The 23,006-nt window shown below is 28.3% G+C and carries 22 protein-coding genes, 4 tRNA genes and 2 pseudogenes; 27 read left to right on the forward strand and 1 reads right to left on the reverse strand.

Going from position 1 to position 23,006, the window contains the following annotated elements; genetic code table 11:
• Nucleotides 1-106: 106 nt before the first annotated feature.
• The 4 genes from IMK15_RS05280 to IMK15_RS05295 are packed head-to-tail and all read left to right on the forward strand — an operon-like array spanning nucleotide 107 to nucleotide 4,298.
• Nucleotides 107-2,155 (forward strand): HD family phosphohydrolase, encoded by a 2,049-nt coding sequence (locus IMK15_RS05280; protein ID WP_192942151.1) that lies wholly within the window; start codon nucleotides 107-109, stop codon nucleotides 2,153-2,155.
• A 10-nt stretch (nucleotides 2,156-2,165) separates the two neighbouring features.
• Entirely contained in the window at nucleotides 2,166-2,624 is a 459-nt protein-coding gene (gene ybeY / locus IMK15_RS05285; RefSeq protein ID WP_192942152.1) for an rRNA maturation RNase YbeY, read from the forward strand.
• Entirely contained in the window at nucleotides 2,608-3,354 is a 747-nt protein-coding gene (locus IMK15_RS05290; RefSeq protein ID WP_192942153.1) for a diacylglycerol kinase, read from the forward strand. Before ybeY ends, IMK15_RS05290 begins: the two co-directional genes overlap by 17 nt.
• Before the next feature lie 8 nt (nucleotides 3,355-3,362).
• Nucleotides 3,363-4,298, forward strand: a complete 936-nt coding sequence (locus tag IMK15_RS05295) for a manganese-dependent inorganic pyrophosphatase (protein WP_192942154.1) — start codon at nucleotides 3,363-3,365, stop codon at nucleotides 4,296-4,298.
• A 14-nt stretch (nucleotides 4,299-4,312) separates the two neighbouring features.
• On the opposite strand, the gene IMK15_RS05300 is transcribed toward IMK15_RS05295, so the two are convergent.
• A complete protein-coding gene (locus IMK15_RS05300) occupies nucleotides 4,313-5,077 on the reverse strand; it encodes a phosphatase PAP2 family protein (protein ID WP_192942155.1) in 765 nt (254 codons plus the stop codon).
• A 119-nt stretch (nucleotides 5,078-5,196) separates the two neighbouring features.
• On the opposite strand from IMK15_RS05300, the gene IMK15_RS05305 reads away from it, so the two are divergent.
• From IMK15_RS05305 to IMK15_RS05410, 23 genes and pseudogenes are all read left to right on the forward strand, one after another.
• A tRNA-Ser gene (locus IMK15_RS05305) sits at nucleotides 5,197-5,286 on the forward strand.
• A 2-nt stretch (nucleotides 5,287-5,288) separates the two neighbouring features.
• Nucleotides 5,289-5,380, forward strand: a tRNA-Ser gene (locus tag IMK15_RS05310).
• A 6-nt stretch (nucleotides 5,381-5,386) separates the two neighbouring features.
• Nucleotides 5,387-5,463, forward strand: a tRNA-Arg gene (locus tag IMK15_RS05315).
• Nucleotides 5,464-5,502: 39 nt separating this feature from the next.
• Nucleotides 5,503-6,192: a tRNA1(Val) (adenine(37)-N6)-methyltransferase gene (locus IMK15_RS05320; RefSeq protein WP_046328452.1), complete on the forward strand. Its 690-nt coding sequence runs from the start codon at nucleotides 5,503-5,505 to the stop codon at nucleotides 6,190-6,192.
• Between the two features lies 1 nt (nucleotide 6,193).
• Nucleotides 6,194-6,269, forward strand: a tRNA-Arg gene (locus tag IMK15_RS05325).
• 22 nt (nucleotides 6,270-6,291) lie between these two features.
• Nucleotides 6,292-7,677, forward strand: coding sequence for a 23S rRNA (uracil(1939)-C(5))-methyltransferase RlmD (gene rlmD, locus IMK15_RS05330; RefSeq protein ID WP_046328453.1), 1,386 nt, complete (start codon nucleotides 6,292-6,294; stop codon nucleotides 7,675-7,677).
• A gap of 176 nt (nucleotides 7,678-7,853) precedes the next feature.
• Nucleotides 7,854-8,039: a hypothetical protein gene (locus IMK15_RS06555; protein ID WP_226869220.1), complete on the forward strand. Its 186-nt coding sequence runs from the start codon at nucleotides 7,854-7,856 to the stop codon at nucleotides 8,037-8,039.
• A gap of 48 nt (nucleotides 8,040-8,087) precedes the next feature.
• Nucleotides 8,088-8,393: pseudogene (locus tag IMK15_RS06560) on the forward strand (recombinase family protein); the annotation flags it as partial.
• Between the two features lie 141 nt (nucleotides 8,394-8,534).
• Nucleotides 8,535-8,846 (forward strand): annotated as a pseudogene (locus tag IMK15_RS05340) (recombinase family protein); the annotation flags it as partial.
• A gap of 13 nt (nucleotides 8,847-8,859) precedes the next feature.
• Nucleotides 8,860-9,480, forward strand: a complete 621-nt coding sequence (locus tag IMK15_RS05345; protein WP_046328454.1) for a hypothetical protein — start codon at nucleotides 8,860-8,862, stop codon at nucleotides 9,478-9,480.
• A gap of 56 nt (nucleotides 9,481-9,536) precedes the next feature.
• A complete protein-coding gene (locus IMK15_RS05350; protein ID WP_200893824.1) occupies nucleotides 9,537-10,130 on the forward strand; it encodes a DUF6037 family protein in 594 nt (197 codons plus the stop codon).
• Nucleotides 10,131-10,380: 250 nt separating this feature from the next.
• Nucleotides 10,381-10,968 (forward strand): sugar O-acetyltransferase, encoded by a 588-nt coding sequence (locus IMK15_RS05355; RefSeq protein WP_046328455.1) that lies wholly within the window; start codon nucleotides 10,381-10,383, stop codon nucleotides 10,966-10,968.
• A 253-nt stretch (nucleotides 10,969-11,221) separates the two neighbouring features.
• Nucleotides 11,222-11,530 carry a DUF1016 N-terminal domain-containing protein gene (locus tag IMK15_RS05360; RefSeq protein ID WP_158500353.1) on the forward strand — a complete coding sequence of 103 codons (309 nt, stop codon included), beginning with the start codon at nucleotides 11,222-11,224 and terminating at the stop codon, nucleotides 11,528-11,530.
• Nucleotides 11,531-11,670: 140 nt separating this feature from the next.
• On the forward strand, nucleotides 11,671-11,805 hold the full coding sequence (locus IMK15_RS06635; RefSeq protein WP_257719623.1) for a hypothetical protein: 135 nt from the start codon (nucleotides 11,671-11,673) through the stop codon (nucleotides 11,803-11,805).
• Between the two features lie 634 nt (nucleotides 11,806-12,439).
• A complete protein-coding gene (locus IMK15_RS05370; protein WP_192942156.1) occupies nucleotides 12,440-13,468 on the forward strand; it encodes a LacI family DNA-binding transcriptional regulator in 1,029 nt (342 codons plus the stop codon).
• A 48-nt stretch (nucleotides 13,469-13,516) separates the two neighbouring features.
• Nucleotides 13,517-14,824 carry a xylose isomerase gene (gene xylA / locus IMK15_RS05375; protein ID WP_192942157.1) on the forward strand — a complete coding sequence of 436 codons (1,308 nt, stop codon included), beginning with the start codon at nucleotides 13,517-13,519 and terminating at the stop codon, nucleotides 14,822-14,824.
• A 16-nt stretch (nucleotides 14,825-14,840) separates the two neighbouring features.
• Nucleotides 14,841-16,358, forward strand: a complete 1,518-nt coding sequence (xylB, locus tag IMK15_RS05380; protein WP_192942158.1) for a xylulokinase — start codon at nucleotides 14,841-14,843, stop codon at nucleotides 16,356-16,358.
• Nucleotides 16,339-18,420 carry a TIM-barrel domain-containing protein gene (locus IMK15_RS05385; protein WP_192942159.1) on the forward strand — a complete coding sequence of 694 codons (2,082 nt, stop codon included), beginning with the start codon at nucleotides 16,339-16,341 and terminating at the stop codon, nucleotides 18,418-18,420. The genes xylB and IMK15_RS05385 overlap by 20 nt, the downstream gene beginning before the upstream one ends.
• A 16-nt stretch (nucleotides 18,421-18,436) precedes the next feature.
• Complete coding sequence (locus tag IMK15_RS05390; RefSeq protein ID WP_192942160.1) at nucleotides 18,437-20,476, forward strand: TIM-barrel domain-containing protein; 2,040 nt, start codon at nucleotides 18,437-18,439, stop codon at nucleotides 20,474-20,476.
• A gap of 17 nt (nucleotides 20,477-20,493) precedes the next feature.
• Nucleotides 20,494-20,970 (forward strand): PTS system mannose/fructose/N-acetylgalactosamine-transporter subunit IIB, encoded by a 477-nt coding sequence (locus IMK15_RS05395; protein WP_192942161.1) that lies wholly within the window; start codon nucleotides 20,494-20,496, stop codon nucleotides 20,968-20,970.
• Nucleotides 20,971-20,988: 18 nt separating this feature from the next.
• Entirely contained in the window at nucleotides 20,989-21,780 is a 792-nt protein-coding gene (locus IMK15_RS05400; RefSeq protein WP_046328462.1) for a PTS mannose/fructose/sorbose/N-acetylgalactosamine transporter subunit IIC, read from the forward strand.
• The gene (locus tag IMK15_RS05405; RefSeq protein ID WP_192942162.1) at nucleotides 21,773-22,579 is read left to right on the forward strand and encodes a PTS system mannose/fructose/sorbose family transporter subunit IID; all 807 of its coding nucleotides are present in this window, start codon (nucleotides 21,773-21,775) and stop codon (nucleotides 22,577-22,579) included. Before IMK15_RS05400 ends, IMK15_RS05405 begins: the two co-directional genes overlap by 8 nt.
• A 4-nt stretch (nucleotides 22,580-22,583) precedes the next feature.
• A complete protein-coding gene (locus IMK15_RS05410; protein ID WP_192942163.1) occupies nucleotides 22,584-23,003 on the forward strand; it encodes a PTS sugar transporter subunit IIA in 420 nt (139 codons plus the stop codon).
• The last annotated feature ends 3 nt before the right edge of the window (nucleotides 23,004-23,006 follow it).

Raw genomic sequence — 23,006 nt, forward strand, 5'->3', positions numbered from 1 at the left:
TTCATCTTTCACTCCTAATAAATAATAGAGATTATACCATATTTTAAATAGACAATAAAGTAGCTATATGGTATAATTTAACATAATAAATTATGGAGATAAAATCATGGAATTTAACTTTTTTGGTAATAAATTTGACATTAATATACGTCATCAAGAAAAAAATATAGATAGAATTAGAACTAAAAAAATTTATGATAAATACAATTTTAGAATCTTTATTCTACTAGCAATATTTGTGTTTTTTTCTATAATTTTTGTATATTACAAAACAAAAACAGATTATGTTATAGGGACACCAGCAAAGCGTGATGTTATTGCATACAAGACTATTACATATGAAAAAGATATTTTAGATAAAGAAATAAAGAAGAAGATATTAAAAAATACTAAACCAGAATATGATAGACATGATGATGTTGCAAAAGCTGAAGTAGATAAGTTTTCTAAAGTGTTACAAAATTTAAGTTTAGTAGATTTAAAAAACGTGAATGAAGTCCATTTATTTATTAAGGAAAATAACCTAAATATTTCACCAGAAGATCTAATAAGTGTTGGAATTAATGGTGGTAATAAGTATCATATATATTTGATAGATATATTGAATAAAATATATGAAGAAGGTGTAATAGATAAAGACGATTTAACAAAGATTTTATCTAAAAAACAAATAGTTTTAGATGACTATGAAAAGAATTTGATTAATAATTTCATAGAACCTAACTTAATAATTAATGAAGAAGAAACTAATGCTAAAATAGATGCAAATATACGGGCATTGAAGAATAATACTATTACAATCAAAAAGGGAGATTTCATACTAAAAAAAGGTGATGAAATAAGTGAAAGTAAGTATGAACAATTAAAACAATTAGGTTTAGTTTCTAATTATGAAAGAAACTTAAGAAATGTATTTAGCATCATATATGTAGTGATGATTTCTATTGCTTTTTATGTAGGTGGTAAAAAGTTCTTAAGTAAGGGTATAAACTCAAAAGGATTCTATCCTATGTTAATAAGTTTTGTATTAGTAAATGTACTATACTTGTTAACAATAAATAAATCAGACACATTACTATACCTAGTACCTTTTGCAACGGTGTCTATAATATCATCAATGTTGACACAGGATAAGCAATTTTCTATTGCAGTTTCATGTATGACAAATATATTACTTGCACCTAATTTAGAATGGTTTTGTGCAATGACAATAGTTTCTATTGTTAGTATATACAACAATATTAAATTAACAAATAGAATGGAATTAGTAAAAAATGGATTTAAGATAGGAGCTATACAAGGCTTATTTGTACTAATATATGCAGGGGTATATAACTATGGTATTAAATATTTAACCATCTTATTAACCTTCTCAATAATATCAGGATTTTTAACTGGTATGATATGTCTTGGTATAATACCATATTTTGAAAATGCATTTTCTATACTAACAGACATTAAATTACTAGAAACTGGAGATTATTCATCACCATTATTAAAACGTCTATTGCTTGAAGCACCAGGTACATTTTATCATAGTATAATGGTAGGAGCATTAGCTGAACAAGCAGCAGAAGCAATAGGAGCTAACCCTATACTAGCTAGAGTTGGAGCGTATTATCATGATATAGGTAAATTAAAAAGACCAGTGTATTTTGTTGAAAATCAAGGAGGACTTACTAATTTACATAATGAATTAAAGCCTTCATTAAGTGCATTGATATTAACATCTCACCCTAAAGACGGATATATACTAGGTAAACAATATGGACTACCTAAAGAAGTGTTGGATATAATAATAGAGCACCATGGTACAACTATGGTACAGTATTTCTATTATAAGGCAGTTGAAATAGGTGAAAATATTAATGAAACAGACTTTAGATATGTGGGGCCTAAACCTAGTACAAAAGAATCAGCAATAGTAATGTTAGCTGATACGGTAGAAGCTGCAATAAGGGCATCTTCTGATAAAAGTAAAGAAGGTATTGAAAATACTATAAGATACCTAATTAAGTATAAGATAGATGATAATCAATTAGATGAATGTGATATAAAATTAAAGGATATTGAAGCAATAATACAAGCATTCTTGAAAGTATTAAAAGCAGCTTATCATGAAAGAATACAATATCCAAAAATTAGTAGAAAATAAAGGAGTTAATATGTTAGACTTAGATATTACTTATGACGTAGATGAAGTGTTAGAATATTATGATGAAGATAGAATAAGAGAATATGTGGAATACATATTAAAAAATGAAAAAGAAGATTTTAATGATAAGACATATTATGTATCATTTATGCTAACCAATAATGAAGTTATTCATAAGATTAATAAGGAATATAGGGGTGTTGATAGACCAACAGATGTAATATCATTTGCATATAATGAAACAGAAAATGTAGGACCAGTTGAAGTAGTAGGTGATATAATAATATCTATTGACAAGGTAAGAGAACAAGCAAAAGAATATGGTCATAGTGATAAAAGAGAATTCTTTTATTTACTAACTCATGGTATGTTGCATATACTTGGTTATGATCATATAAAGGATAACGAAAGAAAAATTATGCGTGAAAAAGAAGAAAGATATTTAGATGCGTATGAGTATAAAAGATAATAAATCAAAAAAAGCTTCAAGAATAATAGAAAGTTTTAACCATTCTATAGATGGTATAATAGAAACAATAAGAAGTGAATCACATATGAGGTTTCATATATTCACTGCAATAATTATAATAATCCTAGCAATGCTATTTGATGTAACAAAGGCGGAACTATTAATTTTAATTTTAACAGTTGCCCTTGTCTTTATAACCGAAATAATAAATACTAGTATTGAAAGGACAGTAGACTTAGTCACTGAGAAAAAGAATCCACTAGCAAAAATAGCAAAAGATTCAGCAGCAGGTGCTGTTATGATAGCGGCAATTTCATCTTTACTAGTAGGGTATATAATATTTTTTGATAGGATACTAAAGTTTGTTGTAACAACACATCATATTGCAACATTAACAGGTAGAATATCTAACATATCATTACTAGTTATTGCCTTATTATGCATAATAGTAGTTAGTGTTAAGGCAATTTACAAGAAAGGAACAGCACTAGAAGGTGGTATGCCCAGTGGACATGCAACTTTAGCTAGTTCGTTTGTTGTAATAATTACATTTATGACAACAGATATTAGAGTAATATTAATGGCTTTAGTCCTATACCTATTAGTCTGTCAAAGCAGAATAAAAGCAGGTATTCATACATTTAAGGAAGTTTTAGTAGGTAGTATAATAGGATTTAGTATAACTTATATAATATTTTTAGTATTAATAAAATTAGGAAGAATATTTTAGGAGGAATAATGGAAGAAATTTTAGTTTATGGGCACAGAAATCCAGATTCTGATGCAATATGTACAGCAATAGCTTATGCAGAACTTAGAAATTTAACAAATAAGAAGGATGAAAAAGCAGTAGCTGTTAGAATTGGTGATGTTAATGAAGAAACAAAATATGCACTAAATTATTTTAATGTAGAAGCACCAAGATATGTTGAAAATGTAGCAGGTAAGAAGATAATAATGGTTGATCATAATGAAAGAACACAAACAGCTGATGGATTTGAAGAAGCAAAAGTTCTAGAATTAATAGACCATCATAGAATAGCAAACTTTAAAACAGATGAACCTTTACATGCAAGAGTTGAACCTTATGGATGTACTTCAACTATAGTATGTGAAATGTATCAAGAAAAAGGTGTAGTACCATCTAAAAAAATGGCAGGTATGATGCTAAGTGCAATAATATCAGATACACTATTATTCAAATCACCTACATGTACAGAACATGATGTTAATGCTTGTAAGTATTTAGCACCTATTGCAGTAGTAGAATTAAGAGAATATGGTATGGATTTACTAAAAGCAGGTACTAATTTAGGTTCTAAGACTGAACATGAAATACTTAATATGGATATGAAAGTATTTGAATTAGATAAGGGTAGATTTGGTATAGCACAAGTAAATACAGTAAATGAAGAAGAATTATTAGCTAAAAAAGATAAATTCCTAGCTGAAATCAAAAAAATGTTAGAAGACTTAAATTTAGAAGGATTTATGTTTGTAATAACTAACATATTATTAAATGATTCAGTTGCTATAGTAGAAGGTAATAAAGTGGATATTATAGAAAAAGCATTTGATAAAAAGGCAGTTGCTAATACATTTAGTTTACCTGGTGTAGTATCAAGAAAGAAACAAATGGTACCACCTTTAACAAGAGCTGCAAGTAATAACTAAAAAAAGAACTGTTACTATTTAGTAACAGCTTTTTTTGGATAAACAAACATAGTTATTAAGAATAATATGTAGAATATATATGTTGGTAAATTAAAGTACTTAATGATTAATAGGACCACTGCAAGAGGTATAAGACCTATTAGTATTTTCTTGTTACTTAATTTATGAGGTTTTTGTATATATGGTGTTATTATTATAAACAGCAAAGTCAAAATACTTATCATTAAATCATCCTTTATAAGCATAAACTCTGTACCTTTTGTATATTTAAATATTGAAAGTAATAAGGAAATTAGAGCTATAACAAATAGGTTACCTTTATTTAAACGTATAAATATTAACCCTATAATCAAACCAATAATTACATCAGTTGGCGTATGTACACCAAGTACTAGTCTAGATATTGCAACTAAAAATGGTATAGCATACAATATATTCCTATTATACTTATTAGCTAAAAATCCAAATACAGACATAGATCCTTGTGAATGTCCACTAGGGAATGAGTATCCAGTAGCAGTCTTTAATGCAAATTTACTAGGATTAATGTTTTTGTATATTGTAAAAGGTCTAGGTATACAAAAAACTAATTTTGCAATTTGTGATACATTTCCAGCCATAAGTGTAGTTTTAATTAGTTCAATACCCACAACAGAATTCTTCCAATAGACTGCACAGATAATGAATAAAAGTACTTTAGTATCACCTAACAAGGTGATGTAGTTAAAAATTTTAATGATTCTTAAAGCTTTAAAAAGCATAAGTATTTGGTATTCCATATTTTTTTCTCCTAATTAAGTTATAGTATATTATAGCTTATTATTGTACAATATACAAAAATAAAGAGGAAAAAAGGTTGACAAGAAAATTAAAAAATGGTAGTATATTCTAGTGCAACGGGCAGATGTCCGAACTGGCTAAGGAACCGGTCTTGAAAACCGGCGAAGATGTAACAGTCGTCTGGGTTCGAATCCCAGTCTGCCCGCCAGTGGTGAAGTGTTAGAGTGGCCGAATATGCTCCCCTGCTAAGGGAGTGTCCAAGTAATATTGGATCGAGGGTTCAAATCCCTCCTTCACCGCCATTATATGTGCTTCTAGCTCAATGGATTAGAGCGTCTGGCTACGGACCAGAAGGTTACGAGTTCGACTCTTGTGAAGCACGCCACTTTGTACCGTGAGGTACTTTTTTTTTACTGGAGGTTCTATGATACAGGAAATATGTATAAAGGGATTAAAAATATTACAAAATGTAGATTTACAATCAGTAACGCTAGATTCTTTAGTTTTAGCTGACTTTGTAAAGATTAATAGGAAGGTAAAAAATATATTAGAAATAGGAAGTGGTAATGGAATAATATCAATGCTGTTGTATAAAAAAACTAGTGCCAATATACAAGGGGTTGAAATCTTAAAAGAGTCATATGAATTAGCAGTAGAAAATATGAAAGCTAATAATATGGAAATTGAATATATCAATGCAGATATAAAGGAATATTCTAAAGGTCTACATCAAAATTTTGATGTTATCGTATCAAATCCACCGTATTTTATAGAAAAAAATGAGAATCAAAAAAAGAAAAATATTTTAAAACAAATAGCAAGAAATGAAGAAGATTTAAAGATAGAGGATATAATAGAAATATCGAATAGATTATTAAAAAATATGGGACATCTTTATCTAGTATTTAGAGTAGAAAGATTAGATGAAGTTCTAGAATATATCTCTAAAACTAAATTAGTTGCTAAAGTTTTGAAATTTGTGTATACTAAAAATACAGATAACGCTTTATTAGTCTTAATTGATTGTATAAAGTCGGGTAAAAAAGGTTTAATTGTAGAAAAACCTTTAAATATATATAACAAAAAAATTAAAAATGAAATATATGGGATATAACGTGCTTCTAGCTCAATGGATAGAGCAGCTGGCTTCGAACCAGAAGGTTACGAGTTCGACTCTTGTGAGGCACGCCATTTTTTTTAGTAAAGGAATAAAATGAAAAAAGGCGATATAATTAGTATAAAAATAGAAGGTATTAATGAAAGAGGAAAATCATATGGAATTATTGATAATAATAGGGTTTTTGTCAATATTAATGCTGCAAAAGACCAAATTGTTGAGGGAAGATTAAACAAAACAAGAAAAAAGAGATATGAGTTAAATGATTGTAAGATAATAGATTATGCTAATAGAAAAAATCAAATATATCAAGAATTAGAAAGACAGTGTGGAGGATGTAATTTTCAATATTACACCTATGAAGAACAACTCTATTTAAAAAAAGAAAATATTAAAAGATTGTTAGATCAGTGTATAAAGTATGAATATGAGTTTCAAGAACCTATACAAAGTGTTGAAAAACAAGGGTATAGAAACAAGATGGAATTTAGCTTTGGGAATGAATACCTAGATGGTCCAACAATTTTAGGATTACATAAGCAAAATAGTTTTCATGATATAGTAAATGTTAGTGGTTGTAAGTTGATGGATGCTAATTTTAATATGATATACAATAAAATAGATGAAATTTCAAAGAAATTTGGTTTAAACTTTTATCATAGACTTAAGCATGTAGGCTACTTAAGAAATTTAGTTATAAGAAAAGGTGAAAATGATATCTTAGTAAATCTTGTCACAACAAGTGATATAGACAGAAAAATAGAAAAAGATTATCTAGAAGAATTAAAAAAAGAACTCCTTATTTTACCCTTAAAATATGGGTATAAGATAACTGGTATACTACATACATTAAATGATGGTTTACAAGATATGGTAGTTAGTGAAAAAGAAAATATACTTTATGGTAAAAGAGATATATGCGAAGAGGTATTTGACTTAAAATTTGAAATTAGTCCTTATAGTTTCTTTCAAACAAATAAAAAGACAGTTGAAAAACTTTATTCAAAGGTAATTGAGTATATAGGTCAAAAAAAGGATAGAGTTGTATTTGACTTATTTAGTGGTACAGGGACTATAGGACAAATAGTATCAAAAAACTGTAAGAAGGTTATAGGTATAGAAATAGTTGAAGAAGCAGTGGAGAAGGCAAAATCAAATTGTGTATTAAATAATATACAAAATTGTGAGTTCATAGCTGGTGATGTGTTTAGTAGGTTAGAAAATCTAGAAATCCCTGACCTATTAATACTAGATCCACCAAGAGGTGGTGTTGGTGAAAAAACAGTTAAAAAGATTGTAGAGTTTTATCCAACAGATGAAATAATATATGTTTCTTGTAATCCAAGAACATTATGTACAGATTTGAAACAATTTCAAGAGTATGGTTATACTGTGAAAAAAGCATGTATAGTTGATATGTTCCCATTTACTAATCATGTTGAGACGGTAGTATTGATGTCAAAAGTTGCATACAGTGCGTAAATAAGGGCTTATTCATAGGATATCATTAAAGGTATCGTTAGCTTTGAGTAAGTCTTATTATTTGAGAGAAAATAAGGTTGAGTGGGAACATATCCATAGCCTAGAGTTGACACTAGAGAATGGATAACAAGAAAAAATGCACCCAACTAGAAATTTGATAATTGCAAAATAGCCTAATGAACATTATAATTAGATTAAAGAATAATTATGCTAAAATATTGTGGGGAATCTCTATGAATGGAAGAAAACATATGGCTGAAAATGTAACTGTAATACAGAAGCAGAGAGTTATAAAAGATTATGCTGTTTGGATATATGATCGTGTAAGTACAAGCCATAAAGCCCCAATGGATAGTTTATAGGCACAAATATAGGGATTAACGAGACTAGCGGTTGCACATAGAACATGGTTTGTGGCAGATGTTTTTATTGATGCTGCATATGCTAAGACAGGATCAAAAAGATCAGAAATTAATAGAATGATAAATGAGTGCAAGTATGGAAATTTAGATATTATTCTTATTAAAAGTTTTAGCCGTTTTGGACGTGATGCTAAAGAAGGCTTAGAAGCTATTAGAAGAATACGAGTAGCAGGGAAAAGAATTATATTTGAGAAAGATAAGATAGATACAGAGACCGTTAAAGATGAATTATTGATTAGTACAATTGAAACGTGTGAAATGACTGGAGAAGCGAAAATATACGCTTGGGCTTAAAATGCAGAGCCGAGGATGGAACATCAGGACTATATAATAGAGCCTGTTACGGCTAACAAAAAAGATAAGAATGGAATGCTTATAATTGATGAAGAAGAAGCAAGCATTGCTAGAAGAATTTACGACTAGTATCTTGGAGGATATAGTATTGGTGGAATTATAGATAAACTTGAAGAAAAGAAAATAAAGACATTTAAAGGTAAAGAACGATGGAGTAAAAAAGTGATTGAATCTACACTCATACGAGAAAAATATACAGGTGATGTGGCAATTGCGAATTCAGGAGGATCGGAGAATCGTTATTTGAATAAGAATCATCACGAAGGGATAATTTCAAAAGAGCAATTTAAAGCAGTTCAACTAGAAATGGAACTTCGTAGTAATGTTGAAATTGGAGAAGATGGAAAGTCTCAAAGAAAGAGTAAAAAGTATAGTGCGAAGAAAATAAAATGATAGGAGAAAATATATGAGAGATAAATATTCTAAGTCTAATATTAATAATGTTTCAGGGAATATTTTTAATGGTCCAACTAATATTTTAGCTGGTAATAATTATTCTAAGGAAGCTGAAGAAGATAAGGTTGTATTATATACACCAGAACCTGTTTGGAGAAGTCCGATAACAATGGCAATACTTTCATGGATGGGATTTATACTTTCTTTAATAGAACTTTTCCAAATGTATAAAATATTTGAGCCCTTAATCAATTTAATAACTAATAAGAATATTAAGTTAGATTCAAATAATATTATTTACTTCATAATTTTTTCTGTAATATTGATACTTCTTGTGATAGTCATATTTTTAAAGAATATTACAAAAAAAGAAACTAGACATCCATTATTCTTTAATTATGCAATAAGCGGTCTTGGAAGGAAAATCACAATAGAAAAAATTCATATTGACAAATGTCCTATATGTGGTGGAAAAATGAAATACTTCAATAAACCAGTAGAATGTATAGATGTACTAAATTCAGATGGGAAAATAAAACGTAAGGTTACAAAAAGAGTGCCTGCATTACAGTGTAAAAGAAATTCAGAACATTGGTATAGAGTTGATCCAGCTGAAGACAAGTTAAGATAGATTTTGCAAAAATAACTATATTATTATTTCTGTTTTATATAAGGAGATATGAGGAAATGAATATGTATAAATTTACTGCACTTAAAATATTACATGAAGATATGAAAATCAGAAAAGAGGAAAGGGCAATATTTCCATTTACATATAATGCTAAAGATTTTAGCTGTCTATTTTTAACCGATATTAACCCAATGAGATTGTACTTATCAACCTTGGGGAATAATCCGATTGTTTTTGAAATTGAAATTGATGAAAAATATTGTGCAAAACCTTATTTAGATGATTATAAAAAACTTGTTGAATATTTAGAAATTAAATACGACCCCAATCATACTTTTAAACCGATAGATTTTTTTGAAGCGTTAAATAATAAAATTCCGAAAATGTTTCAACGAAAGCCGAATTATTCAGATGTAGTAATGGTAGTGTCAAAAAGAAGGGTTGTTGAGGAAGCATATAAAATCTATTTTTGTGGATGGAGAAATAATCCTACAGGATATAATGTTAGCGATATGAATATAGAAAAAACGAGAAATGCGTTTGGAGATAAGGTAGCGGCTATATGCAAATTAAAAAATGTTAGTTCATGTTGGACAGATATTTCTAGTGATGAATCTTTGAAAAAAATTAATAATTTATATAGCATGTAAAATCCTAATCAAAAATTATGGATATTAAACGACAAAACCATTATAAATCTTGAAAATAAAGTGTGTTTTATATAAATGTACAATTTGTTAAATAGTCTAAAAATTCATGTCGAGACGGTTGCATTGATGTCAAGGGTTAAAGGGTGATAGGCTCCGTGAGAACTTATCCACGGTGGCTTATAGAAAAAAGTGTGAGGGTTGAGTGTTCAATTTAGATGTCAGAAAGATAAATTTGAAATGGAAGGTTTTTATGACGGAAAAAGAAAAAATGCTTCATCATAAAATGTATGATGCCAATTATGATGAGGAACTAAAGATGGATAGGATAAAGTGTAAAGTGCTTTGCCAGAAATATAATAATCTTCCAGTGGACGATTTTGATGCGAGGGAAAGTCTTATAAAAGAAATTATCGGAAAGACTGGAGACTCCATTCTTATTGAGCCTGACTTCTGGTGTGACTATGGATGGAATATAGAAGTTGGAGAGAATTTTTATGCAAATCATGGTCTTGTGATTTTGGATGCTGGGAAGGTTATATTCGGGAACAATGTCTTTATTGCTCCTTACTGCGGATTTCATACATCAGGTCATCCGATAGATTATGAAAGAAGAAATCAGGGTTTTGAATATGCATATTCGATAACTGTCGGAGATAATGTATGGTTTGGCGCAGGTGTTCAAGTTATGCCAGGGGTTACTATCGGGAATAACGTTGTAATTGGTGGTGGAAGTATAGTTGTCAAAGATATTCCAGATAACTCTGTGGCTGTCGGGAATCCATGTAAGGTAATACGTACGATTACAGAGGAAGATAAGATTAGAAATTGGGATATATGATTGACGTTTTTCAGTTATCAATATTTCTAAAAGGAGGAAAACGGCTGAGAAAGGATAGCTTCTTGATAGTGGAGATCTTCCAATGTTCCCTGATGATATGAAATTCATTGATGAGTTTCTATACGGAGAGTTTGTTTATTAAAGTCTTAAGGAAATTAGCTAGTATTTGAATACTAAATATTCAAAAGAAACTAAATAGCACTTAAGAACCTCGCGACTTCAGTCGTGAGAGGTTCAGAGAGGTAAATAAATAATGGATAAAGATAAGATGGTATTGCAGAATACAAATGTGGGAAAAGATAATCATCGGTTTGATGATATTGTTAAGATTATTGAAGGCGTAAAGGATCGTGCTTATAGAAAAGTCAATGAAGAACTGATTTTGATGTATCAGGAAGTGGGAAAGTATATAAGTGAGAAAAGTAAAGAAACAAGTTATGGATCAAATTTTGTGGAAAATGTTGCTGATTTTTTTTCTGAGAACTATCCTGATCTAAAAGGGTTTAACCGTAGAGGACTCTATAGAATGAAGCAATTCTATGAGTTATATAAGGATGATTAAAAAGTGTCAACACTGTTGACACAATTGAACTGGTCTAATCACTTAAAAATAATGTCTGGTTCAAAAAGCAAAGAAGAAAGAGAATTTTATCTCAACTTAGCTGTAAAAGAAAATTTAACACATGTGAATTAGTAAGACAGATGGATAGTGGTTATTATGAGAGATATATGCTTTCTAATGGTGAGAGGTTGCCTGCTATACAAAAAGCAAAGCAAGAAACACATAATTTGTTTATGGATAGCTATGTGTTGGAATTTTTTGATGCTAGATTTTAATATATCTACAACATTTTTAATTATTTAAAACTGTCAAACTCGGGAAAAGTTTACTAAAAAACAATAAAATTATATTTGAAAAAAACAAAAAATAATTATAGACCATTTATATATAGAGGATAGTAAATGTGCCGCTATCGCCCTTGCAGAAATGTAGGTATGGAGAAGTGGAAAAAGGCAGACCCACCTATATATGATAAAAATGATTGCAATCTAAAAGCACCCTTAGGGGTGTTTTTTAGTTAATTAGGGAGGTATAAATAATATTAAATAAAGACTTAATAAGGCAAATATTACTGTATATTGAAGAAAACGGAAACGACAAAATGCTAGTGTACAATATTGAAATTGATATATATACAGATGAATAGATTAAGTACTATTTTAAGCGATTGCTAGAAGCTGTATAGGTAAGAAAGTCCTTGTCTATTAGTTAATTTTTCTATGGTATAGTACATGAAATCACCCCACAAAAAAGGAAAGTACTTTCAAAAAAAATGCATAATGTTTATGCATGCTCGTTAGTATTTTGATCCTCTAATTTTGGAAAAATTTACGATAAATAAAAAATTTGACAATTAAAAAAAACAAGGTATACTCTTAATAAGAGTGCACGGGCACAAGGAGATGAATAATGGTTACAATTAAAGAAATCGCTAAAAAAGCTGGGGTTTCCAGAGGAACAGTTGATAGAGTGATAAATAATAGAGGTTCGGTTAAAAGTGAGACTAAAGAAAAAATATTAAAAATACTTGAAAAAGAAAATTATAAGCCTAATATATTTGGGAAAATGTTGGCTAATAATAAATATAGTAAAAAAATGATAGGTGTAATACTAAATTCAAAAGGAAATCCATTTTATGACCAAGTTATAAACGGTATTGAAAATAAGAAAGAAGTTTTAGAAAATTTTGGTTTTGAATTATTATATGAATTAAAAAAAGGATATGATGTAAAAGATCAAATTGATGCGATTGACAAAATGATTTTAAATGAAGTACAAGGTCTTATTATAACACCTATAGATGATAAAAAGGTAATTAATAGATTACAAGAAATAAGTAAAAAATCTATTCCAGTTATTAATTTAAATATAGATATTGATAATGCTGATAAGTTAGCATATATAGGATCTGATTACAAAAAAACTGGAAATGTTGCTGGTGCGTTATTTAATATTTTTTCAACAAAAAAAATATATAAATTACTTGTTGTAACTGGTTCTAAATTGGTGTCTGGACATAGAAATCGAATAAATGGACTAAAAGAATATTTAGAAAAAAATGATAATGGCATTCAAATTATAGATATTATAGAAAATGAAGATAATGATGATAAGTCATATAAAATGATTAATCAGTATATTCAAAAAAATAAGGATTTTGATGGTGTGTTTTTCTCAGCAGGTGGTATTGAGGGTGGAATAAAAGCTTTAGAAAAAAACCATATATTAGATAAAATAAATATTATAACTGTGGATTTGATTCCAATTGTTGAAGAATACATAAAAAAAGATAAGATTTCAGCTACAATTTGTCAAGAACCTTTTAAGCAAGGTCAACTAGCTGTAGAAGTGTTATTAGAATATTTAATTATGAATAAAGTTCCAATTAATAAAAGAATAATTATGACAACTGAAATTAAAATTAAAGAAAACTTATAAAAAAATTTTAAATAAAAATGTGTGCGAGCACAAGAAAAGGGGTTGATTATGAAATATTTTTCAAATATTGAAAAGGTAAGTTTTGAGGGAAAGGGGACAAAAAATAGATTTGCATTTAGACATTATAATCCTAATGAAGTTATAATGGGTAAAACAATGGAAGAACAACTTCGTTTTGCTGTTGCTTATTGGCATACAATGAATGGTACAGGAAGTGATCCATTTGGTGATGGAACATATATTAGAAATTGGAATGGAAGAACTCATATGGAAACAGCAAAAAATAAAGTTAATGCTTTCTTCGAATTATTAGAAATACTTAATGTTAAGTATTTTACATTCCACGATATTGATATTGCACCACAAGGTGAAAGTCTTAAAGAATTTATGGATAATATAGATGAAATTACAGACTTAATTAAAGAAAAAATGGATAAGACTGGAATTAAATTATTATGGAACACTCAAAATCTATTTACTCATCCAAGATTTATAAACGGTGCTGCTACATCTAATAATGCTGATGTATTTGCATATGCTGCTGCACAAGTTAAGAAAACTATTGAAGTTAGTAAAAAATTAAATGGTGAAAATATCGTATTTTGGGGTGGAAGAGAAGGTTATGAATCTCTATTAAATACAGACTTAAATTTAGAGATAGATAATATGGCAAGATTATTAAAAATGGCTGTTGATTATGCAAAGAAAATAGGACATAAAGTTCAATTCTTAATAGAACCTAAACCAAAAGAACCAATGACACACCAATATGACCATGATGCTGCAACTACAATAGCTTTCCTATATAAATATAATTTAATTAATGACTTTAAATTAAATTTAGAAGGAAACCACGCAACTTTAGCTGGTCATACATTTGAACATGAATTAAGAACAGCTAGAAGTTATGGACTTTTAGGTTCAATTGATGCAAACCATGCTGAGACAATTTTAGGATGGGATACAGATGAATTTCCTACAAATATATATGATACAACACTTGCAATGTATGAAATTCTGGAAAATAATGGATTACAAAAAGGTGGAATAAACTTTGATGCTAAAGTTAGAAGAACATCTACTTCTATGGAAGACTTAGTTTTAGCACATATAGCTGGTATGGATACATATGCTAGAGGATTAAAATCAGCGGCTAAAATGAAAGAAGAAAAATTCTTTGATAGTATTATTCAAGAAAGATATGCTAGCTATAAAGAAGGAATAGGTGCTAGCATCGTTAGTGATAATGAAAATTTAGAAACATTAACAGATTATGCTATGAAAAATGGTGAAATTGAAAATAAATCTAATCATTTAGAATATATTAAGTCTATGTTAAATGATTATTTAGTATAATTAGGAGAAATGTTTTATGAGTTATGTACTGGGAATTGATTTAGGGACAAGTTCTTTAAAAGGTTTAGTTTTAAATAAAAATGGAGAAATTGTTGAAACAGAACAATATTCTTATCCACTTATTCAAGAAAAAATTGGATATAGCGAACAAAATCCGAAATTTTGGGTAGAAGCTTTAGGAAATGTAATCAATAATTTATCAAGTAAAATATCGGATTTTACTGAAAACCTTGAAGGAATAAGTTTTTCAGGGCAAATGCACAGTTTAGTCCTTTTAGATAAATGCGGTAAAGTTTTAAGAAATGCAATATTATGGAATGATGTTAGAACTACTGCTGAATGTAAAGAAATAATGAAGGATTCTTTAAAACTTTTTGAAATTACTAAAAATAGAGCTCTTGAAGGTTTTACATTGCCAAAAATAATGTGGGTACAAAAAAATGAAAAAGAAATATGGGATAATGTAAGACATATATTATTACCTAAAGATTATCTTTCATTTTGGTTAACAGGTGAATATGTTACTGATTATTCGGATGCTTCAGGGACTTTATTACTTGATTTAAATAAAAATGAATGGTCTTCTTATCAATTAGAAAAGTATGATATTCCTAAAGAATATATGCCAAAACTTTTAGGATCTTATGAATTAGTAGGAACTATAAAAGCTGAATTAAAAACAAAATTTAATTTTAAGAAAAATATAAAAATATTTGCTGGAGGTGCTGATAATGCCTGTGCTGCACTAACAACAGGAATATATGATGAGAATAAGGCTATGGTAAGTATAGGAACCTCTGGAGTATTCTTAACACTAGAGAATAATGTTGATAAAGAATATAATGGAAAGTTACATGTTTTCAATCATGTTATTAAAGGATTATATTACTCAATGGGTGTTACATTATCAGCTGGTCATAGTTTAGAATGGTTCAGAAAAACTTTTGCTAAAAACAGTAACTTTAATGAATTGTTAGAAAAGATAGATGAAATTCCTGCTGGTTCAAATGGCTTATTATTTACACCGTATATAGTTGGAGAAAGAACTCCACATATTGATGCTAACATAAGAGGAAGTTTTATTGGTATAGATACTAGTCATAACTTAAATCATTTTACAAAATCAGTTGTTGAGGGGATTACATTTTCTTTAAAAGATAGTCAAGAATTGATTAATGAAATAACAAATAAAAAAATTAATGAAGTTATATCAATAGGTGGGGGAGCAAAAAATAAAAAATGGCTTCAATTACAAGCAGATATATTTGGTTTAAATGTTAAAACAGTTTCAGTTGAACAAGGACCATCTTTAGGAGCTGCTATGCTTTCTGCATTAGGATTATCTTGGTATAAAAATGAACTTGAATGTATAAAATCATTAATAAATTATTCAAATAGTTATACTCCAGATAATGATAAAAAAGAGAAATATAAAAATATATATGGAATATATAAAAAAATATATGATAATACAAATTTAATTTGTAAGGAAATAAATAATAAAGGAGTAAGAAATGGTAACAATAAAGGATAATTGCGTTGTAAAAACATATGATGAAGAGTTATTAATAATAGAACCATGGGGTGAAAACTCATTAAGAGTTAGATCTTTCTTAGATCAAAAATATGTGGATAGAAAGAATGCTTTGACTGAAAACTATTCTAGTAATTACCCTAATTTATTAATTTATAAGGAAAATGATAAAGCTGTTATTGTTAATGGTAAGATTAAAGCAGTTTTAGATCATAGAGATAGAATAAGTTTTTTTAATGATAAAGATGAATTAATACTTAAAGAGTTTATAAGACTAAGAGCTGTTAAACACGATGACGGAAGTGAAGATGTAGGAACGATTGAAATAACTAAAGATTTTAATTCTACTCTAAAATTAAAATCTAGGGAATACAGATCAAATTTTGATGGTTCGAGTTTTAATGTAAAAGTTAGATTTGAAGCAAATAAAGAAGAAAAAATATATGGTATGGGTCAATACCAACATGAATATTTAGATTTAAAAAATACAATGCTTGAGTTAGCACAAAGAAATACACAAATGTCTGTTCCATTTTATATTTCAAGTAAGAATTATGGGTTCTTATGGAATAATCCTGGAATAGGGAAAGTAACTTTTGCTAAAAATTTAACTGAATGGGAAATGTTTGGGACTGATTATATTGACTATTGGATAACAGTTTCTGATGATTCTAAACAAATAACAGAACAATATACACAAATGACTGGAAGAGTTCCAAAAATGCCGAAAAATTTACTTGGATTATGGCAAAGTAAATTAAGATATAGAACAGATGAAGAAGTTATTAATGTAGTAGAAGAATACAAAAAAAGAGATATACAATTGTCAACAATTGCTATAGATTACTTCCACTGGCCAAAGCAAGGTGAATATAGATTTGATAGAGACTACTGGAAAGATCCATCTGGAATGGTTAATAAATTAAAAAATGAATATAAAGTAGAACCTATTATTTCAATATGGCCTACAGTTCAATCAGATGCCTATAATTATAATACTTATCTTGAAAATGGCTATTTAGTAAAAGTTAATAGAGGTATTAGATTAACAATGCAAATACAAGGAAATACATTATATCTAGATACTACTAAAAAAGCTGCAAGAGATTATGTATGGAGTTTAATTAAGAAAAATTATAAAGATATTGGTATCGACTACTACTGGGTAGATGTGGCAGAACCAGGATTTGCTGTATATGATTTTGATAATTATAGATATAGTAAAGGAACCGCTTTTTACTGTGGTAACTTATATCCAAATAAATATTTAGAAATGGTTTATGATGGTAATAAGGATTCTAATGAAGCTGTTGTAACATTAGTACGTGGAGCTTGGGCTGGTGCTCAAAAATATGGAGCGTTAGCTTGGTCAGGTGACATTGATTCTAGTTTTAAATCTTTTAGAAATCAAGTTAATACAGGATTAAATATGGGAATTGCTGGAATTACATGGTGGACAACTGACATAGGAGGTTTCCATGGAGGTAATCCAGAAGATGAAGAATTTAGAGAATTAATAATAAGATGGTTCCAATATAGTACTTTCTCCCCAATTTTAAGAATGCACGGGGATAGATTACCACATAGTAAACCTTTGTCAAATACTGGTGGTGGCTGTATGCCAACTGGAGCTGGAAATGAAATTTGGTCGTATGGTACAAAAGTTGAAGATATACTAACAAAATATGTTAGAATAAGAGAATTATTAAAGGATTATTTAGATAATCTAATGCAAGAATCACATGAATTTGGTTATCCGATAATGCGTCCTTTATTCTATGAATTTAAAAATGATAAATTATCTTGGGAAGTTGATAATATTTATATGTTAGGTGATAGTATTCTTGTTTCTCCTATACTTTATTATAAAGATAGAAAAAGGGAAGTATATTTACCTGCCGATGAAAACTGGATAGACTTATATACTAACAAGGTATATAAAGGTGGTAAAAAATATATTGTTGATGCAGGTATAGAAAAAATTCCTGTATTTATAAGAGAAAGATCAAAAGATAATTTTAAAGAATTATTTAAATATATTGAAAAGAATATAAATAAATAATTATATTGGAGAAAAAATGAATAAACAGAATCGATATAAAATAAGTAAAAATTCATTTTCTGCAATAAATGATAAAGAAATATTAATTGTTGAAGAGTGGGGAGTAGATGCTATTAGAGTCTACTCATCACCTAAAAATAAAAAAATTAAAAATGAATTTGGAATTAAAGAGTTAAAAAAAAATGAAAATTCAAATTTTAAAATAATACAAAATGGAGATATTATTGAATTTATAAATGGCAATTTAAAAGTTGAATATAAAGATAATAAATTATTTTTTTATAATAAAAATCAATTAATTCTAGAAGAATATTCAAGAAAACAAAGTAATGTTAGAAGGACTATTGGAATAGATGATGATGTTAAAATAGAATATAAGCCATCATATTCATTAAATATTTCACCAAGGGAATTTAAAAAAAATTATAAGGATTCATTTGAGTCAATACAATTATTTGAGACTGATATAAACGAGAAAATTTTTGGAATGGGTTCTTATGCAGAGGAAAATTTGAATAAGAATTTAGGAATGTATGAATTAATGCAAAGAAACTCACAAACTACAATACCTTTCTATATTTCAAATAAAAATTATGGTTTTTTATGGAATGGTTCATCGATAGGTAATGTATCATTTAATAAAAACTATAAAAAATGGGTAAATAATAATACCGAATGTATAGATTATGTTGTAATTGTTGGAGAAAATCCAAAAGATATAATTGAAAAATATACTTTTATGGTTGGTAGAGCACCAATAATTAAAAAAGAATTATTAGGTCTTTGGCAAAGTAAACTAAGATATCAAACAACTAATGAAGTTGAAACAATATATAATGAATACTTAAATAGGAAAATAAAACCTTCAGTAATTGTTATAGATTATTTTCATTGGACTGAAGATGGAAATTTTGAATTTGATGATAATTATTGGAAAGATATAGATAAATTGTCAAAAAAAATGAAAGAAACTAACACTGAATTAATGGTTTCTGTTTGGCCAACTGTTAGTAAAAATTCAAAATATTATAATTATTATAAAAATAATAAGATGTTATTAGAACCTAGAGATAATAAATCAAAAATATTTGATAATAAAGATATTCTTGACTTCTATAATGACGAAACAAAAAAATTCGTCTCAAATTTATTAACAAACAATTATAAAACCAAGAATATTAAATTATTCTGGGCAGATCAAGCAGAACCTGAAATGAATATATATGAGCAAAGAGAGTATAATACTTCAAAAGGAAATTTGGAAAAAATGGCAAATAGATATCCTTATGAGTATTTAATGACAATACCTAGAGAAGAAGGATATCCAGTATTAATAAGATCTGCATGGTTTAATTCACAAAAAGAAGGAAGTCTTGTTTGGTCTGGGGATATAGATAGTTCATTTAAATCTTTAAGAGAACAAATACAAATACTAATTAGTATGGGACTATCAGGAATCTCTTGGAGCACAACAGACATTGCAGGTTTCCATAGTGGAGATTCAACTACACAAAAATTTAAGGAATTAATGATTAGATGGTTTCAATTTGCTGTATTTAGTCCAGTTTTAAGAATGCATGGGGATAGACAACCTCATAGTCAAAAAAATGGTAAAACAGGAGGAGGAGTAAGAACAAGTGGATCTAGTAATGAAATTTGGTCATTTGGAACAGAAGTTGAAAGAATCTTAACAAAATATATTAGAATTAGAGAAAAATTAGTTGATTATATATTTAAATTATATGAAGAAAGTACAAATTTTGGTTATCCAATTTCAAGAAGTTTATTCTTTGAATTTCCAAATGATAAAAAAGCTTGGGACGATAGACTTTCGTATATGTTCGGAAGTGATTTACTCATAAGTCCTGTTATTGATTTTGAAATGAAAAAAATGAAGGTTTATTTACCTGATGGAAATGATTGGATTAACGTATTTAATAATAAAGTTTACAAAGGTGGTAAGGATTATATAATAGAATTTAGTTTAGAAACTTTACCAGTATTTTGTAAAAAAGATAGCTATTTAGCTAAAAAAATAAATTATATTTTTAATTAAAATGAAAGGATATAGATATGGGAATAAAGTTAGCAAGAATTGATGAAAGATTAGTACACGGTATAGTTGTGACTCAATGGACAAGTACAACAAATGCACAAAGAATAATGGTTATAGATGATGTTGTAGCAGAAGATGAGATTAGAAAATCAGCTATGAGAATGAGCAAGCCATCAGGAGTTGGTATGTCACTTATTAATGAAAAGACAGCAATAATTAATATTAAAGCTGGTAAATATGATAATCATAATGTTTTATTAGTTGTTAATAATGTTGAAGTATTAGTAAGATTGGCAAAAGAAGGTATTAAAATACCTAAAGTTAATATAGGTATTATGTTAGATAGACCTGAGCGTAAAAAATATGAAAAAAGTTTTGCAGCAACAGAAAATGAATTACAATTATTAAAAGAACTTGAAGATATGGGGATATCAGTAACTTATCAATTTGCACCTTCTGATAAAGAAGTATCATTAAAAGAATATTTAAAATAGGAAAGGGAGATTAAAATTATGCCAAGTATTTTACAAGATATATTAATTATATTACTTCCAATGTATGCCTTAATAGACAATCGTGGTATCACAATAGTTAACCACTGGCCAGTAACAGTTGGGTTCTTTGCAGGGTTAATAATGGGAGATTTACAATCAGCATTAGTTATAGCTGGAACATTTCAATTAATGAGTTTAGGAGTAGCTGCTTTAGGTGGATCATCAGTACCTGATTATGCTCTTGCTACTGTAGTTGCAATATATTTAAATGCTAGAACTGGAGCTACAATAGGGACAGCTGTTGCTATTGGATTACCAGTTGGTATAATAGCAATAAATTTAGATGTATTAACAAGAACATTAAATTCATTTGTTTCTGAAAAGGCAAAACAATATTTAGAAAAAAAACAATTTAAAAAGATGCAAAATGTTAACTTTATAAGTGTATTCTTTGTTTCTATGCAAGCATTTATTCCTATGATTATACTAGTTGTATTTGGACCAACAGCTGTAGAAACTATTATAAAGATAACACCTGATTGGTTTACAAATGGTTTAAATATTGCTGGAGGAATGCTACCAGTAGTTGGGGTTGTAATGTTAATGCGTTATATGCCTACAAGTCGTTATATTTGGGCATTATTAATTGGGTTTGTAATTGCTGCGTATATGAAATTACCAATATTAGCAATTTCTATAGTAGGATTTGCATTAGGAGTTTATGTTTACAAAGATATGATATCTAAAAAGCAAATGGTAACAAATAATACCGAAGCAGTTTATGAAGGAGGAGTTGATTTTGATGAATAATGGAATAAAATTATCTGAAAAAAATAAAAAAAGAGCCGTTTGGAAATTTTCTTTCATAGGTGCTAACAATTTAAATTATGGGACTTTAATGGGGACAGGTTATGCTTGGGCTGTTGCTGATCCACTAAGAGAAATATATAAAAATGATGAAGATTATCAAAAAGCAATGAGAATGGAACATGAATATTTTAATATTACACCATATATGGGACCACTTGTAATCGGAGCAGATTTAGCAATGCAAGAAAAAGAAGGACTAGAATCATTAAATGCTGTAAGATCTATTAAAACTTCATTAATGGGACCTTTATCTGGTATTGGAGATTCATTATTATGGGTATTATATCCTACAATAATGGGATCAATTGCAGGTTATATGGCGTTAGATGGGAATCCATTAGGTGCTATAATATGGATGTTATTAAATTTAACGCTAATACTTTTAAGATTAAAATTATTTGAAATTGGATATAATTCAGGTGTTAGATTAATTACTGATTTATCTGATAAATTAAGTGCAATAACAGAAGGTGCTTCAGTAATGGGGTTAACAGTAGTTGGAAGCTTAATTGCTACTGTTGTAAGAGTAAAATCTCCTATTGAGTTTAAATTTGGAGAAGTCGTTTTAAATCTGCAAACTGGTATTTTTGATAAGATTTTACCTGCATTATTACCAGTTGCTTTAACTGGAATAGTATACTATTTAATGGAAAAAAGAAAATGGGGATTCTTAAGAGTTATACTAACTATAGTTGTATTCTCATTAATAGGATCATACTTTAAAGTTTTAGGAGCATAGATTTATGAAAAAAATTATTGTTGCAAGTCATCATAAGCTTGCTAATGGATTTAAGGACACATTAGAATATATTTTGCCTAATACAGTTGAAATAATTGATATTAGCGCTTATTTAGAAAATGTTTCAGTTGATAAACAAATTGATGAAGTATTAAGTAATTTTACTAAAGAAGAGCAAATCTTTGTATTTACTGATATACCGGGAGGATCTGTTAATCAAGCTTTTATAAGAAGATTAAACGATTATAATATAGAATTAATTTCTGGAACAAATTTATCAATTTTAATTTCAATAGCTACTCAACTTGGGGAAAAAAATATTGATAAAGATACTATTAGAGAAGAAATAATAAATGCTGCTAGTGAAATTGTTTATGTAAATGATAAATTAGCAAGTCAATCTTTAGATGAAGATGACGAATAAAAA

The organism is Sneathia sp. DSM 16631 (assembly GCF_014892235.1).
GTDB classification, from domain to species: domain Bacteria; phylum Fusobacteriota; class Fusobacteriia; order Fusobacteriales; family Leptotrichiaceae; genus Sneathia; species Sneathia vaginalis.